Origin of the sequence: Lentzea sp. CA-135723, from assembly GCF_050936595.1 — a bacterium.
In the GTDB taxonomy this organism is placed as follows: domain Bacteria; phylum Actinomycetota; class Actinomycetes; order Mycobacteriales; family Pseudonocardiaceae; genus Lentzea.
In genome coordinates this window covers 4,624,345-4,638,477 of sequence record NZ_JBNJMK010000001.1, presented here as the reverse complement: position 1 = coordinate 4,638,477, position 14,133 = coordinate 4,624,345, and the positions used below count along the sequence as shown (strand labels likewise).

The window sequence follows — 14,133 nt, the reverse complement described above, 5'->3', positions numbered from 1 at the left end:
TGTCCGGGTGGGTCAGTCGTCGAATCCCGGTTGCCAGCGGGCCACGATGTCGCGCGCGGTCACGTGGGCGTCGAGTTGGCAGAGGATGCCGGTGGCGCCCATCGTCACGCGGTGGATGAGGAGGTACTGCGGCGGCAGGTTCAGGGAGCGGCCCGTCTGCGAGTCCGGGCTGCGGAGGTCGCCCACCCGTTCCGCCTGCGACTGGAGCCAGCGGCGGGTGAAGTGGAACGACTCGGTGCGCAGCGGTTCCACGAACGGGGCCAGGTAGCCGAGGACGTCCTCGCCGTGCAGTTCCATGCCCTCGCGGATGAAGTTCTCCGTGCGCAGGAGCTCGACCAGGTCGGCTGAGCGGCTGTCGAGGGCCAGACGGGTCATCAGGCCCAGGGTCTTCGGGAGGCCGTCGGGGAGGCGGGCCACGGCGCCGAAGTCGATCACGCGCAGGCGGCCGTCTTCGCCCAGCATGAAGTTGCCGGGGTGCGGGTCGGCGTGCAGCAGGCCCGAGCGCGACGGGGCCGAGAAGTGGAACTCGGCCAGGAGCTGGCCCGCCAGGTCGCGGTCCTCGACCGTGCCGGAGCGGATGATCTCGGCGAGGCCGACGCCCGAGGTCCACTCCGTCACCATGACCTTGGGGGCCGAGGCGATGACGCGGGGGACCAGCACATGTGGGTCGTTCTCGAAGGCCTTCGCGAACGTGCGCTGGTTCGCGGCCTCGTCGCGGTAGTCGAGCTCCTCCAGGTACCGGTCGCGCAGCTCCTCCAGCAGGGGGCGCACGTCGGTGCCGGGCATGATCGCCTGCAACAACCTCGAGAACCTGAGCAGCTGCTTCAGGTCCGCGCGCAGGGCCTCGTCGGCGCCGGGATACTGGACCTTCACCGCCACGTCGCGGCCGTCGTGCCACACCGCGCGGTGCACCTGGCCGATCGACGCCGACGCGGCCGGCGAGTCGTCGAACGACTGGAAGCGCTTCGTCCAGGACGCGCCGAGCTGCTCGGCGAGGACTCGGTGCGTGGTGCGGACGGGCATCGGCGGGGCCGCGGTCTGCAGCTTCGTCAACGCCTCGCGGTACGGGGCCGCCAGCTCGTCCGGGACCGCAGCCTCGAACACGCTCAGCGCCTGGCCGAACTTCATCGCCCCGCCCTTGAGCTGGCCGAGCACCGCGAACACCTGCTCCGCCGTCTTGGCCGTCACCTCGGCGTTGACCTCGTCGGCCGCGCGTCCGGTCAGTCGCTTCCCCCAGCCGCCGACAACCCGGCCTGCCACCCCGAGCGGGAGGCTCGCCAGCTTGGCGGTGCGCTGCACGGCCTTGCGCGGAATCTCGGTCACTCGGCCATGTTATGTGCGGAGCACTGACAGTCAGGGTGCGGATACCAGCTACGCCTCTCAGCGACGCCGGTCGCGAGGTCGAGTTCGACGGTGGCGTTCACCACGGGCGGAGGCGCCTGCTCGCGGCCCGTGACGTGGTCCAGCGACTCCAGGATCTGCGCCACGGCCAGCGCCGCCGCTCCCGACGCGAACAGCACGTCGTAGGAGGCGGGCCTGCCCACCAGCTGGGCCGCGATGACGGGCCACTGCGGATCTTGGTCGGTGCGGTGCAGGTCCGCGCAGTTCAAGCACGACGAACGACCGGGCAGCACCAACGGCCCCACGATGGCCACGCCCTCACGCACGCGCACGGCCAGATGCGGCGTCCGGAACGCCATCAGCGTGCTCACGAGGTTCGGGTCCGGGACCAGCGTCGCCGCCAAAACGGTCAAATCGGCGTTGTGCGCGAGCTGCACGCCTGATTCAGCTAGAAGCGAAGTAATTGAGAGCGCAAGGTGCCCGGACCCGTGCACCGCGGCCGTCCCGGCCCTCGCGGAGGACCCGGACTCCAGCAGGCCCGCCTGGTCGAGCGATTCGAGAACTTCACTCATGCGGGTGATGTCCTCGCCTCGGGATTTCAGCTTTTCACCCAGTTCAGCGACGGTGAGCCGGCCGTCGAGGCTGATCAGCTCGTCGACCAGCGCGTCGGACAGCGAGTCGATCACCACGGCGTGCTTCGGGTCTGTTCCGACCTGCACGACGCCGGCGGACCTGCGGACCACGGCCAGTCCGGCGCGCACTCTGGGTCTTGTCTCCACAGCGGTACAGACTGGCAGGGGGCGAGGCCCCCTGCCAGCCAAAACGTCAGACCTTGGCCTTGCCGAGGATCCGCGTCATCTTCGTGCCACAGACAGGGCAGGTGCCCTTCGCCATGCGCCGACCATTGGTCTCCTCGACGTTGCCGTCGAAGTCCCGCTTCTCGCGGCACTTGACGCAATAGCCGTTGTAGGACTCGGCCACAGCCCCTCCCTTGCAGTTGTGAGTGCGGACACACTCGGGGACCTTGGCGCGACGGTACCTCCGCAAGCGTGCGAAACCGCGCATGTCGATTCCGCGCGTGTCCAGCCGCCGTTCGGTGGAACTTCACCCGCCGGGTGCGGGGCTGCCGCCGGTTGGGGGCGGAAAATTGTCGGTGGCGACGTTTACGGTGACTCCATGGCCGAACCGCGGGTGGAAGTGCGGCGGAGCCCCCGGCGCCGCCGCATGGTCAGCGCGTACCGGGAGGGTGACACCGTCGTCGTCCTCCTACCGGCACGGATGACCAAGGGGGAAGAGAAGCACTGGGTGGCGGAGATGTTGAGCCGCCTCCAGCGCAGCGAGACGCGCAGGAAGTCTCCTGCGCGCACATCGGACGAGGCGCTCATGGCGCGGTGCGCCGAGCTCTCGGCGCGCTACCTGGACTCGCTGGCGGAGCCCGCGAGCGTGCGCTGGGTGCCGCCCATGCGCACGAGGTGGGCGTCGTGCACGCCGACGGAGGGCACGATCCGCGTGTCCGAACGGCTGCGCGACGTGCCGCCGTGGGTGCTCGACTACGTGCTGGTGCACGAGTTGGCGCACCTGCTCGTCCCAGGGCACGGCAAGGACTTCTGGGAGTGGGTTCACCGCTACCCGAAGACCGAGCGGGCCATGGGCTATCTGGAGGGTCTCTCGGCCGCCGCAGGCTTGGGGATCACCGAAGACTGAGCTGACGAACGCGAAACGCCCGGCGCGGGTGTGCGCGCCGGGCGTTTCGCATGTTCAGGAGCGGATCAGGCCTCTTCGGGCTTGTCGTCGCCCTCGGACTTGCCCTCGCTCTCGCGCATGGTGCGCTCCAGCTCGGCGATCGGGTCTTCCAGCGCCTTGCGGGTGTTCGTCAGGCGCTCGGCGAACTCCAGCGGGTCGTCCAGGTCGGCGGCGGTCGGCACGAGCTCGGCGTGCTCCCACACGCTGTCGCGCACCTCGACACCGTGCTGGTCGCCGATGAGCTTCCACAGCGCGGAGGCGGCCCGTAGCTTGCGCGGGCGCAGCTCCAGGCCCACGAGCGTCGCGAACGTCTGCTCGGCGGGGCCACCGGAGGCGCGGCGGCGGCGCAGCGTCTCGCGCAGGGCCGGCGCGCCGGGCAGGCGGTCGGCCACGGCGGCGTCGACCACGACGTCGACCCAGCCTTCGACGAGAGCGAGGAGGGTTTCCAGCCGTTCCAGGGCTGCCTTCTGCTCCGGGGTCGTCTGCGGTTCGAGCAGGCCGGAGCCCATGGCCTCTTCGATGGAGGCCGGGTTCGACGGGTCGATCTGGCCCGCGAGCTGCTCCAGGGCCGACGTGTCGACCTTGATGCCCTTGGCGAACTCCTCGACGGTGTCGAGCAGGCGCTGCCGCAGCCACGGCACGTGCGTGAAGAGGCGCTGGTGCGCGGCCTCGCGGGCGGCGAGGAACACCATCACCTCGGACGCCGGGCGCTCGAGACCCTCGGTGAACTTCTCGATGTTCGCCGGCAGCAGGGCCGCGGTGCCCTCGGGGCCCAGCGGCAGGCCGACGTCGGTCGAGGTGAGGACCTCGGAGCCGAGCTGCGCCAGCGCGTTGCCGAGCTGCGAGCCGAACGCCATGCCGCCCATCTGCCCGAGCATCGCGAGCAACGGGCCGGCGGCCTGCTTGGCCTCGGCGGGCATCGCCTCGACCCACGCGCCGGACATGCGCTGCGCGACCGGGTCGCACAGGCGCTGCCAGGTCGGGATCGTGCGCTCGATCCAGTCGCGCGCGGTCCACGCCTGGGTCGTGCGGGTGCCGGCGGGCAGCGACGTGACCGGGTCGAGCCACATCTCCGCCAGGTGCACGGCGTCGGTGACCGCGCTCGACTGGTCGGCGCCGAACCCGATCGTGGTCGTCGTCGAGGACAGCTGCTGGAACGCGATCTGCTTGGCGAGGTCGTAGTTGACCGGCCCGCTCGACGACCCCGCGTTGCTCAGCATGGAGCCCAGCTGGCTGAGCATGTTGCCCAGCTGACTGAAGTCGAACGGGTTGTCTCCCGGCTTCCCGCTCTTGTCGTCGGGGTCGTGCGGGCTGAACCCGAACGGCACGTCACTCATGCCTCTACCGTACGCGGATAGACATGGTCGTACGCTGTTCAGCCGTGAGTGAAACCGTCACGACCGCACCCCCGCCCGCGCTCCCGCCGAGGGAGCGCGGACTGACCCGCCGGACGTGGACGCTGATCGTCAGCTTCCTAGTGGTGGCGGCGCTCGGACTGCTCGGCGGTTTCGCCAGAGTCCCGTACGTCGCGCTGGGCCCCGGCCCGACCTACGACGTGCTCGGCAAGGTCAAGGACACCGACGTCGTCGCGGTGGACGGCCAGGACACGTTCCCCACCAAGGGAACCCTGCGCATGACGACGGTCTCGCTCACCGACGAGGTCTCGCTCTTCGGCGCGCTCGGCCTGTGGCTGTCCGGCCGCTACGCGCTGGCCCCGCGCGAGGAGTTCTTCAAGCCCGGCGAGTCCGAGCAGGAGGTGCAGGAGAACAACGAGCGGGCGTTCAGCGAGTCGCAGACCGCCGCCGAGGTCGCCGCCCTGCACTACCTGAAGTATCCGGGCATGGTGATCGCGAACCAGGTCACCAAGGGCAGCCCCGCCGAGAACGTGATCCCGCTCGGCGCCCGGATCATCTCGGTCAACGGCAAGCAGGTGCAGAGCGCCGCGGACGTCAGCTCCGCGCTGGAGAACACCAAGCCGGGTGACCGCATCGAGGTGGCGTACGAGAAGGACGGCACCTCCCAATCGACGCAGCTCACCCTCGGCACCCGCGACGACGGCCGCCCGGCGGGCTTCATCGGCATCTCGCCGGTGGACCGCGCCGACGTGCCGTTCAAGATCAAGATCAGCCTGTCCGACGTCGGCGGCCCCTCGGCCGGCCTGATCTTCGCGCTGGCGATCGTCGACAAGCTGACCCCTGGCGAGCTCAACGGCGGCAAGGCCATCGCGGGCACCGGCGAGATCGCGGGCGACGGCAAGGTCGGCCCGATCGGCGGCATCGCGTTCAAGATGGTCGCCGCGAAGGAGGCGGGCGCGGAGGCGTTCCTCGTGCCGGCGGCCAACTGCAACGAGGCGAAGCAGCAGACGCCGGAGGGCCTCAAGCTGATCAAGGTCGACACCCTGACGGACGCCGTCTCGTCGCTGGAGGCCCTCAACGCGGGCAAGGAAACGCCGAAGTGCTGAGGGGCTGAGCGGGGACTCGTTCCCCGCTCACGCGAGCCCGGTGCCGTCCAACTGCCGGTCGGCGAACGTCCTCACCGGCGGGATTCGGTGTCCGCTCGCCGCGAACAGCGCGCAACGACTTGACAACCCCGGCGCGAGGTCGTGCCGGGGTTGTGCCAGCCTGGGGGCGTGACGACTAGGGCCGCAGCGTGGCGAGCAGGGCGTCGGTGAGGTTGGGCGCCAGCTCGGGGTGCTCGACGACCTCCTCTGGCACCTCGACCGTGCCGCGCAGCCTCAGCACGCAGGAGACGGAGCCGTCGCGCAGCACCGCGGCCACCAGGCGCGCCTCGCGGCGGGACGGGTGTTCGGCCGCGAACCTGCGGGCCGCCTCGTCGTCCAGTTCGCCGTGGCTCAGCTCGGTCTCCGCCTCCGGGGGCAGGACGACGATCTCCTGGGCCAGGGCGCAGCCGGTGACGGCCGGGGGCCACTCGATGCCCGCCAGCGCGTCGCCCAGGTCGCCCTCCAGGGAGTCCTGCGCGATCGGCGTCAGCGGGCTCGCCTCCGGGTCGAGCTGGTCGGCCAGCTCCGGTTGCTGGGCGAGCAGGTCCGAGGTGGCCACTAGGGCGAACAGTTGCGGTGGCTGCTCCCAGCCGCCCGACCCGACGAACTGCTCAACCTCACGGGCGACCGTGGGGAGGATGACCGCTGGCGTTTCACTCGCTGACACGCGTGTCATCGTAAGACTGCGGACTTCACGGGAACCCAGGGCGTCGTCCGTAGAGTTGGACTAAACGTACGTATCGATTTACCGCGATCCAGGAGCGTGCCTCGTGGCCACACGGCCTCCGGTCGGACTGCCGAAACTGTCCCGGCGCAGCCGAATACTGCTCATCGTGGGTGTTGTGCTCCTGTTCGGTCTCATCACGGGATCGCGGCTGCTCGACACCTACGTGAACTGGCTGTGGTTCGGCGAGGTGAAATTCCGCGACGTCTACAGCACAGTGCTGTTCACCCGCCTGGGGCTGTTCGTGGCCGTCGGCGCGGTGGTCGGTGGCATCGTCGCGCTCAACCTCTTCCTCGCCTACCGCGCGCGGCCCGTCTTCGTGCCGGTGTCCGGGCCGGACGACCCGGTGGCGCGCTACCGGACCGTCGTGATGCGGCGGATGCGGTTGTTCGCGATCGGCATCCCCGTGTTCGTGGGGCTCATCGCGGGCGCGTCGGCGCAGAACGACTGGCAGCAGATCCAGCTGTTCCTCAACTCGCAGCCGTTCGGCGTGACGGACCCGCAGTTCGGGCACGACATCGGCTTCTACGCGTTCCAGCTGCCGTTCTACGAGTGGCTGCTGTCGTGGCTGTTCATCACCACGGCGGTGTCGTTCATCGGCGCCGTGATCGCGCACTACCTCTTCGGCGGCATCCGGCTGGCCGGTCGCGGCGGTCAGCTCTCGGGTCCCGCGCGGCTGCACCTGGCGCTCGTCGCCGGCACGTTCGTGCTGCTGAAGGCCGTCGCCTACTTCTTCGACCGGTACACGCTGCTGCTGCACGAGAACGAGAAGTTCGTCGGTGCGAGCTACACGGACCTCAACGCGGTGCTGCCCGCCAAGCTGATCCTGCTGTGCATCGCGGTGTTCTGCGCCGTGGCGTTCTTCGCGGGCGCGTTCATGCGCAACGTGCAGCTGCCGGCCATCGCGACCGTGCTGCTGGTGCTGTCGAGCGTGCTCGTCGGCGCCGCGTGGCCCGCGGTGCTGGAGCAGTTCTCGGTCAAGCCGAACGCCATCCAGAAGGAAGCCGAGTCGATCACCCGCAACATCGCGGCGACGCGGCAGTCGTTCGGGCTGACCGACGACAAGGTCGAGACCAAGCCGTACGAAGGCAAGCAGAACGTCACCAACGACGCGATCAAGACCAACGACGCGGCCACCCTGGGCAACATCCGCCTGCTCGACCCGGCCGTGCTCTCGCGCACGTTCACGCAGTTCCAGCAGCTGCGGCCGTTCTACGGCTTCCCGAACAAGCTCGACGTCGACCGGTACACAGTGGACGGCAAGCTCCGCGACTACATCGTCGCGGTGCGCGAGCTCAAGCTCGACAGCCTGCCGCAGGGCCAGCGCGACTGGATCAACCAGCACCTCATCTACACGCACGGCAACGGCTTCGTCTACGCCGAGGCGAACAAGGTGAACGCGGTCGCCGACGAGTCCAACGGCGGCTACCCGGACTTCAAGACCGGTGAGGTCAAGTCGAACGGCGAGGTCGGCAACGCGGCGAACGGCATCAAGGTCGACCAGCCGCGCACGTACTACGGCGAGCTGTTCGGCCAGAACGACTACTCGATCGTCGGCGGCCGCCCGGCCGGCTCGGCGGCGGAGTACGACACCGACGCCAAGTCGTACACCTACACCGGTGCGGGTGGCGTCCCGATCGGCAGCCTGATCAACAAGATGGCGTTCGCGGCGTACTACGGCGAGCGGAACATCCTCTTCAACCAGTCGATCGCGGACGACTCGAAGATCCTGTTCAAGCGCACCCCTCGGGACCGAGTGCAGGCCGTCGCCCCGTGGCTCACCGTCGACAGCGACCCGTACCCGGCCGTCGTCAACGGCCGCATCACCTGGATCGTCGACGGCTACACCACGCTCGAGAACTACCCGTACGCGCAGCGCACGCAGCTCGGTGACGCGACCAACGACTCGCTCACCGCGGACGGCGTCGTCATCTCGCAGGTCAACAAGCCCGTCAACTACATCCGCAACTCGGTCAAGGCCACTGTGGACGCATACGACGGCTCGGTGAACCTGTACCAGATCGACGACAAGGACCCGGTCCTCAAGGCGTGGATGGGCGTCTTCCCGGGCACGGTCAAGCCGGGCAGCGAGATCTCGGACGAGCTGCGCCAGCACTTCCGCTACCCCGAGGACCTGTTCAAGGTGCAGCGGCAGATCCTGTCGAAGTACCACGTCTCGTCGCCGTCGGACTTCTACTCCGGTGTCGCCTACTGGGCGCCGCCGCAGGACCCGACGATCGACAACGTGACGACGGCCGACGCCCAGCGCGACGCGGCGAGCAAGCGCAGGGACGCCCAGCCGCCGTTCTACGTCCTCGCGGGAGACCCGAGCGACCCGAGCAAGGTCCGCTTCCAGCTGACCAGCCCGCTGGTGCGCGAGAACCGCGAGTTCATGGCGGCCCACGTCTCGGTCGGCTCAGACCCGGACAACTACGGCAAGATCAGCGTCCTGCAGCTCAGCCAGGACGCGAAGGGCCCGCAACAGATCCAGACGCAGTTCCTCACGTCCGACAACGTCAGTCGCGAGCTCAACCTGCTGACGCAGCAGAAGACGACGGTCGTCTACGGCAACCTGCTGACGTTGCCGCTGGGTGGAGCGCTGCTCTACGTCGAACCCGTCTACATCGAGCGGGCGTCGAACAACACGTCGTACCCGCAGCTGTCGAAGGTGCTCGTCTGGTACGGCGACAGGGTCGGCTACGCGTCCACGCTGAACGAGGCGCTGGACCAGGTGCTCAGCGGGGCCGGCGCGGTCGTGCCGCCGCCGAGCGACAACACCGGCAACGGCAACACCAGCAACCCGTCCACGCCGCCGTCGACGCCGCCTTCCAACGGGAACCTGAGCCCGGACCTGCAGAAGGCGATCAACGACATCGACACGGCGCTGGCCGACATCAAGCGGGCGCAGTCGAGCGGCAACTTCACCGAGCTCGGCCAGGCGTACGCGAAGCTGGACGAGGCGTCGAAGCGGTTCAAGCAGTTCAACACCGGTGCGCCGTCGTCGCCCTCCACCGGGCAGTCGTCGGTTGTGCCGAGCCCCACACCGTCAGGCTGACCTGACGATTTGCAATTAGCGGCTCCCCCCGCGTATGGTTCTAATTACCGACGCGGGGTGGAGCAGCTCGGTAGCTCGCTGGGCTCATAACCCAGAGGTCGCAGGTTCAAATCCTGTCCCCGCTACAAAGCCGGGAAAGCCCTGTCAGCGGAAATCGCTGACAGGGCTTTTTCGCATTTGCATTGGGGGCGGAGCCCCCAAACCCCACCCTGGGGGCAAGCCCCCAGACCCCCGTAGGTCGCCCAGTGGCCCAGGTGGCGGCCGGTTGCTTGTCCGTGGCCTCTCAGCTGCGGAAACGCGGTTAGTGGGGGGTGGTGAAAAACAGGTTTCCAGGGCGTGTATAGTTCTACTTACAACAGCAAGACAAGCTAGAAGCGGCGCGGGGTGGAGCAGCTCGGTAGCTCGCTGGGCTCATAACCCAGAGGTCGCAGGTTCAAATCCTGTCCCCGCTACTAGACAGAAGGCCCGGTTCATCTGAACCGGGCCTTCTTCGTATTGCATTGAGGGTCGAGCAAGCCCGGCCGGCTTCCCGCGGGTGGCCGAGGGGCAGGTCCGCGATGACCCCCGTGGCCGGCCCGCTGGGGCAAGCCACGGACTCTCGCGGCGAGGCCCGGACCCTCCTGGTGGGCCGGGCGGGCTTTCAGGTCATGTTCTCCGCCCAGTACTGGGCGCACAGCATGCTGGAGCAGATGCGGCCCTCGCCGTTGACGGTGCGGTGCTTGCGGATCTGCTTGCCGCACACCATGCACTCGTCCTTGCCCGCCTGCTCCGGGATGCCACCGGTCACCCACGCCCGCGTGTGCGCGGCGACCTTCTTGTGGTCCAGCCACTTCAAGTTCAGGTTCTTCACGGTCCCCGACCTCCGTCGTCCCGCCGCGCCTGACTGGCGCCGGCCTGGCAGTGATCATTTTCCCGCAACCTCAGGCGTAGGAAAGAGGTCCGCGCGGGCTTCACCAGGTCGTGCTACGAGGGCGCGCGTCCGTCCATTCGGGTGGCTCCGGCCGGTGAGACCCGTACCGCCGATCGAGTGAGAGCGTGGGACTTTCGTTTCTGCGAAAGGACTTTTCCATCCGGGATGGACACAGACGGTCAAGAGGCCAAACGCGTGAGGATCGGAAACTGCCGCTTACTCAGCGAGACTTTTCGTTGCTCCGCATGGCCCATCAGACTAGCCCGGTGATCAGCCACTGTGGACAGAACGGCTGACCATTGTGGACAGCTTCCCCCAGACGTGGGAACGTTGTTGGTGTGTCAGACCTGAATGCGACCGCAGCCGCCCTGCTCGGGCTGCTGCACGACGGACCCAAGACCGGTGGCCAGTTGGTGGCGGAGGCAGGAGACCGCTTCGGCGCGTTCTTCAGCGTGACCCGCTCCCAGGTGTACCGCGAGCTGCCCGCGCTGGCTGACCAGGGCCTGCTGCGCCTCGGCAAGCAGGGACCGCGGTCCAGCCAGCAGTACTTGCTGACTGCCGCGGGCAAGAAGGCCTTCAAGAACTGGCTGCTGTCCGAGCCCGGCCCGGACCACCTGCGCAGCCCGCTGATCCTGCGCCTGGTGCACGCCGGCTCGCTGACCGCGAAGCAGCGCGAGTCCCTGATCACGACCGCGCGTTCGACGTACGGTCAGGAGCAGGAGAGCGCGAAGAGCGCGGCCAAGACGGCGGAGGACCCCTACGCCAAGGCGGTGGCCGAGTTCGGTCTCGCCCACGCGAAGGCCGTTCTCAAGCTGCTCGACGCCATCCCCACGGCGTAAGACGTCCTCCCCTTTTCACGCGAGAGGGGACGCCAGCGAAGCACCGGTCGCGACTGACGGCCGGTGCTGGCGTAATCTTTTTGCGTGAACCCGGACGTCGAAGCAGACATCAAGGACCTCTCCGCGACGCTTTCGAGCATCGAGGCGGTGATGGACCTCGATGGGTTGCGCGCCGCTGTCGCGGACCTGGAGGCGCAGGCCACCCGCCCCGACCTCTGGGACGACCAGGAGAAGGCGCAGAAGGTCACCAGCCAGCTCTCGCACAAGCAGGGCGAGCTGCGCCGCGTCACCGGCCTGCGCGCGCGCCTCGACGACCTTCCGCTGCTCTACGAGCTCGCGGAAGAGGCCGAGGACGCCGAAGCCGCGGCCGACGCGGACAACGACCGCCTGAAGCTCCGCGAGGAGATCGCGAGCCTCGAGGTGCGCACGCTGCTGTCCGGCGAGTACGACGAGCGCAACGCGCTCATCACCATCCGCGCCGAGGCCGGTGGCGTCGACGCCGCGGACTTCGCCGAGATGCTGCTGCGCATGTACTCGCGCTGGGCGGAGCGCCACCAGTACGGCGTCGAGGTCTTCGACACCTCCTACGCGGAAGAGGCCGGCATCAAGTCCGCCACGTTCCGCGTCACCGCTCCGTACGCCTACGGCACGCTGAGCGTCGAGCAGGGCACGCACCGGCTCGTGCGCATCTCGCCGTTCGACAACCAGGGCCGCCGCCAGACGTCGTTCGCGGGCGTCGAGGTCGTGCCCGTCGTCGAGCAGACCGACCACGTCGAGATCGACGAGAAGGACCTGCGCGTCGACGTCTACCGCTCGTCCGGCCCCGGCGGCCAGGGCGTCAACACGACGGACTCGGCGGTGCGCCTCACGCACATCCCGACCGGCATCGTGGTGTCCTGTCAGAACGAGCGCTCGCAGCTGCAGAACAAGGCCACGGCCATGAACGTCCTGCAGGCGAAGCTGCTCGAGCGGCGCAGGCAGGAGGAGCAGGCCAAGATGGACGCCCTCAAGGACTCCGGTTCCAGCTGGGGCAACCAGATGCGCTCCTACGTCCTGCACCCGTACCAGATGGTCAAGGACCTGCGGACCGAGCACGAGGTCGGCAACCCGTCCGCCGTGCTCGACGGGGAGATCGACGACTTCCTCGAGGCCGGCATCCGGTGGCGCAAGCAGTCCCAGCAGGCGTGACCGACAGCTGACGAAAGAGCACGTTCAGCCCCGAACGAGGGCGGGACGTGCTCTTTTCGTGAACGGGTCGTGCCTGGTCGGACACGCCGCGTCGACGCTGGAACCGCCCTTCCGGCGCCAGAAGTTAACCGGAACGGGGGCTTTACCCCGGCCATGAGTAGACTCGCGCCTCGTGATTCGTCTCGAACACGTTTCCAAGGTCTACAAGACCTCCACGCGTCCCGCGCTCGACGACGTGTCCGTCGAGATGGAGAAGGGCGAGTTCGTCTTCCTGATCGGGCCCTCCGGCTCCGGCAAGTCGACGTTCCTGCGCCTGCTGCTGCGCGAAGAGGTGCCGACCAGGGGACGCGTCTACGTCTCCAACTTCGACGTGGCCAAGATGTCGCGTCGCAGGGTCCCCCGCCTGCGGCAGTCGATCGGCTGCGTGTTCCAGGACTTCCGCCTTCTGCCCACGAAGACGGTCGCGGAGAACGTCGCGTTCGCCCTGGAGGTCATCGGCAAGCCCCGCAACACCATCGTCAAGGTGGTGCCCGAGGTGCTGCAGCTGGTGGGCCTCGACGGCAAGGAGGACAGGTTCCCGACCGAGCTGTCCGGTGGTGAGCAGCAGCGCGTCGCGATCGCCCGTGCGTTCGTGAACCGCCCGCTGGTGCTGATCGCCGACGAGCCGACCGGAAACCTGGACCCCGACACGAGCCAGGACATCATGTTGCTGCTGGAGCGGATCAACCGCACCGGCACGACCGTCATCATGGCCACCCACGACCACGGGATCGTCGACTCGATGCGCCGCCGCGTCGTGGAGCTGGCGTACGGCAAGGTCGTCCGTGACGACGCGCGCGGCGTTTACGGCGTCGGCCGTTAAACGTCCCTAGATCCCCGACCCCCAAGGAACCCCGCCCCCGATGCGTACCAGCTTCGTGTTCAGCGAGGTCATCACCGGACTTCGCCGGAACGTCACGATGACGATCGCGATGATCCTCACGACCGCCATCTCGCTCGGGCTGCTCGGCGGTGGCCTGCTCGTCGTCCGCATGGTCGACAAGATGCAGGCCAACTACGCGGGCAAGCTCGAGGTCTCCGTGCTGCTGACGAACGACGTCAGCGCCAACGACAAGGACTGCACCCAGCAGCCGTGCGCGGGTCTGCGTTCCGCCCTGGACCAGACATCGGGTGTCGAGTCCGTCGTGTACGAGAACCGCGACGCGGGCTTCGAGCGCTTCAAGCGCATCTTCGAGGCCCAGCCGGAACTGCTCAAGCTCGCCAGGCCGGAAGCCATCCCCGCGACGTTCCGGGTGAAGCTCGAGGACCCCGAGCGCACCGAGGTCATCAAGTCGGCCTTCGAGGGCAAGCCCGGTGTGAAGGGCGTCGACGACCAGGGCAAGTTCCTGGAGAGGTTCTTCGAGGGCCTCAACGGCATGCGCGACGTCGCCCTGATCCTCGCGCTCATCCAGGCGTTCGCCGCGCTGCTGCTGATCTCGAACACCATCCAGGTGTCGGCGTTCACCCGCCGCGTCGAGGTCGGCATCATGCGACTGGTGGGCGCGACCCGGTGGTACACGCAGCTGCCGTTCCTCATCGAGGCGGTCGTCGCGGGCATCATCGGCTCCGTCACCGCGGTCGGCGGCCTGGTGCTGTTCAAGGCGTTCTTCCTCGACCGGATCACCAGGAACCTGACCGAGTCGGGCATCATCCCGCCGATCGGTTATCTGGACATCCTGATCGTGTCGCCGTGGCTGTTCCTCGTCGCGATAGTCATCTCGGCGTCGACCGGCTACGTGACACTACGTCTCTACGTGCGCCTTTAAGCATTTTGCCGAGCATTTAGACTGGTCG

13 protein-coding genes and 2 tRNA genes are annotated in these 14,133 nt (G+C 68.2%); 9 read left to right on the top strand and 6 right to left on the bottom strand.

What is annotated here, in order from left to right; all coding sequences use genetic code 11:
- Nucleotides 1–12: 12 nt before the first annotated feature.
- The 3 genes from ACQEU1_RS20915 to ACQEU1_RS20905 form a co-directional block, all read right to left on the bottom strand.
- Entirely contained in the window at nt 13–1,323 is a 1,311-nt protein-coding gene (locus tag ACQEU1_RS20915; protein WP_433204155.1) for an ABC1 kinase family protein, read from the bottom strand.
- Nucleotides 1,320–2,102, bottom strand: coding sequence for a TOMM precursor leader peptide-binding protein (locus ACQEU1_RS20910; protein WP_433204152.1), 783 nt, complete (start codon nt 2,100–2,102; stop codon nt 1,320–1,322). The genes ACQEU1_RS20915 and ACQEU1_RS20910 overlap by 4 nt, the downstream gene beginning before the upstream one ends.
- A 64-nt stretch (nt 2,103–2,166) precedes the next feature.
- Nucleotides 2,167–2,322 (bottom strand): DUF5679 domain-containing protein, encoded by a 156-nt coding sequence (locus ACQEU1_RS20905; RefSeq protein ID WP_189160476.1) that lies wholly within the window; start codon nt 2,320–2,322, stop codon nt 2,167–2,169.
- A 195-nt stretch (nt 2,323–2,517) separates the two neighbouring features.
- Between ACQEU1_RS20905 and ACQEU1_RS20900 the strand changes: the two genes are divergently transcribed.
- The gene (locus ACQEU1_RS20900) at nt 2,518–3,045 is read left to right on the top strand and encodes a M48 metallopeptidase family protein (RefSeq protein WP_266039418.1); all 528 of its coding nucleotides are present in this window, start codon (nt 2,518–2,520) and stop codon (nt 3,043–3,045) included.
- A 65-nt stretch (nt 3,046–3,110) separates the two neighbouring features.
- Here ACQEU1_RS20900 and ACQEU1_RS20895 read toward each other — a convergent pair whose 3' ends face one another.
- Nucleotides 3,111–4,421 (bottom strand): zinc-dependent metalloprotease, encoded by a 1,311-nt coding sequence (locus tag ACQEU1_RS20895; protein WP_433204148.1) that lies wholly within the window; start codon nt 4,419–4,421, stop codon nt 3,111–3,113.
- A gap of 44 nt (nt 4,422–4,465) precedes the next feature.
- Here ACQEU1_RS20895 and ACQEU1_RS20890 point away from each other — a divergent pair, with 44 nt between their 5' ends.
- Nucleotides 4,466–5,545 (top strand): YlbL family protein, encoded by a 1,080-nt coding sequence (locus ACQEU1_RS20890; RefSeq protein WP_433204145.1) that lies wholly within the window; start codon nt 4,466–4,468, stop codon nt 5,543–5,545.
- Between the two features lie 175 nt (nt 5,546–5,720).
- On the opposite strand, the gene ACQEU1_RS20885 is transcribed toward ACQEU1_RS20890, so the two are convergent.
- A complete protein-coding gene (locus ACQEU1_RS20885; protein WP_433204140.1) occupies nt 5,721–6,260 on the bottom strand; it encodes a PPA1309 family protein in 540 nt (179 codons plus the stop codon).
- A gap of 94 nt (nt 6,261–6,354) precedes the next feature.
- Between ACQEU1_RS20885 and ACQEU1_RS20880 the strand changes: the two genes are divergently transcribed.
- The 3 genes from ACQEU1_RS20880 to ACQEU1_RS20870 all read left to right on the top strand — a co-directional run bounded on the left by ACQEU1_RS20880 (nt 6,355) and on the right by ACQEU1_RS20870 (nt 9,815).
- Complete coding sequence (locus tag ACQEU1_RS20880) at nt 6,355–9,363, top strand: UPF0182 family protein (protein WP_433204137.1); 3,009 nt, start codon at nt 6,355–6,357, stop codon at nt 9,361–9,363.
- Between the two features lie 51 nt (nt 9,364–9,414).
- Nucleotides 9,415–9,488 (top strand) — tRNA-Met (locus tag ACQEU1_RS20875).
- A gap of 253 nt (nt 9,489–9,741) precedes the next feature.
- Nucleotides 9,742–9,815: transfer RNA gene (locus ACQEU1_RS20870), tRNA-Met, on the top strand.
- Nucleotides 9,816–10,003: 188 nt separating this feature from the next.
- On the opposite strand, the gene ACQEU1_RS20865 is transcribed toward ACQEU1_RS20870, so the two are convergent.
- On the bottom strand, nt 10,004–10,213 hold the full coding sequence (locus ACQEU1_RS20865) for a hypothetical protein (protein WP_089922009.1): 210 nt from the start codon (nt 10,211–10,213) through the stop codon (nt 10,004–10,006).
- Between the two features lie 398 nt (nt 10,214–10,611).
- On the opposite strand from ACQEU1_RS20865, the gene ACQEU1_RS20860 reads away from it, so the two are divergent.
- The 4 genes from ACQEU1_RS20860 (at nt 10,612) to ftsX (ending at nt 14,105) form a co-directional block, all read left to right on the top strand.
- Entirely contained in the window at nt 10,612–11,112 is a 501-nt protein-coding gene (locus ACQEU1_RS20860) for a PadR family transcriptional regulator (protein WP_433204133.1), read from the top strand.
- 84 nt (nt 11,113–11,196) lie between these two features.
- Nucleotides 11,197–12,300: a peptide chain release factor 2 gene (gene prfB, locus ACQEU1_RS20855; protein WP_433204130.1), complete on the top strand. Its 1,104-nt coding sequence runs from the start codon at nt 11,197–11,199 to the stop codon at nt 12,298–12,300.
- A gap of 172 nt (nt 12,301–12,472) precedes the next feature.
- Nucleotides 12,473–13,162: a cell division ATP-binding protein FtsE gene (gene ftsE / locus ACQEU1_RS20850; protein WP_086666930.1), complete on the top strand. Its 690-nt coding sequence runs from the start codon at nt 12,473–12,475 to the stop codon at nt 13,160–13,162.
- Between the two features lie 40 nt (nt 13,163–13,202).
- Nucleotides 13,203–14,105, top strand: a complete 903-nt coding sequence (gene ftsX, locus ACQEU1_RS20845; protein WP_382445844.1) for a permease-like cell division protein FtsX — start codon at nt 13,203–13,205, stop codon at nt 14,103–14,105.
- The last annotated feature ends 28 nt before the right edge of the window (nt 14,106–14,133 follow it).

Coding starts and splice junctions, on each gene's coding strand:
- ACQEU1_RS20885 (WP_433204140.1), bottom strand. CDS start 6,260: ATGACACGCGTGTCAGCGAGTGAAACGCCAGCGGTCATCCTCCCCACG.
- ACQEU1_RS20895 (WP_433204148.1), bottom strand. CDS start 4,421: ATGAGTGACGTGCCGTTCGGGTTCAGCCCGCACGACCCCGACGACAAG.
- ACQEU1_RS20900 (WP_266039418.1), top strand. CDS start 2,518: ATGGCCGAACCGCGGGTGGAAGTGCGGCGGAGCCCCCGGCGCCGCCGC.
- ftsX (WP_382445844.1), top strand. CDS start 13,203: ATGCGTACCAGCTTCGTGTTCAGCGAGGTCATCACCGGACTTCGCCGG.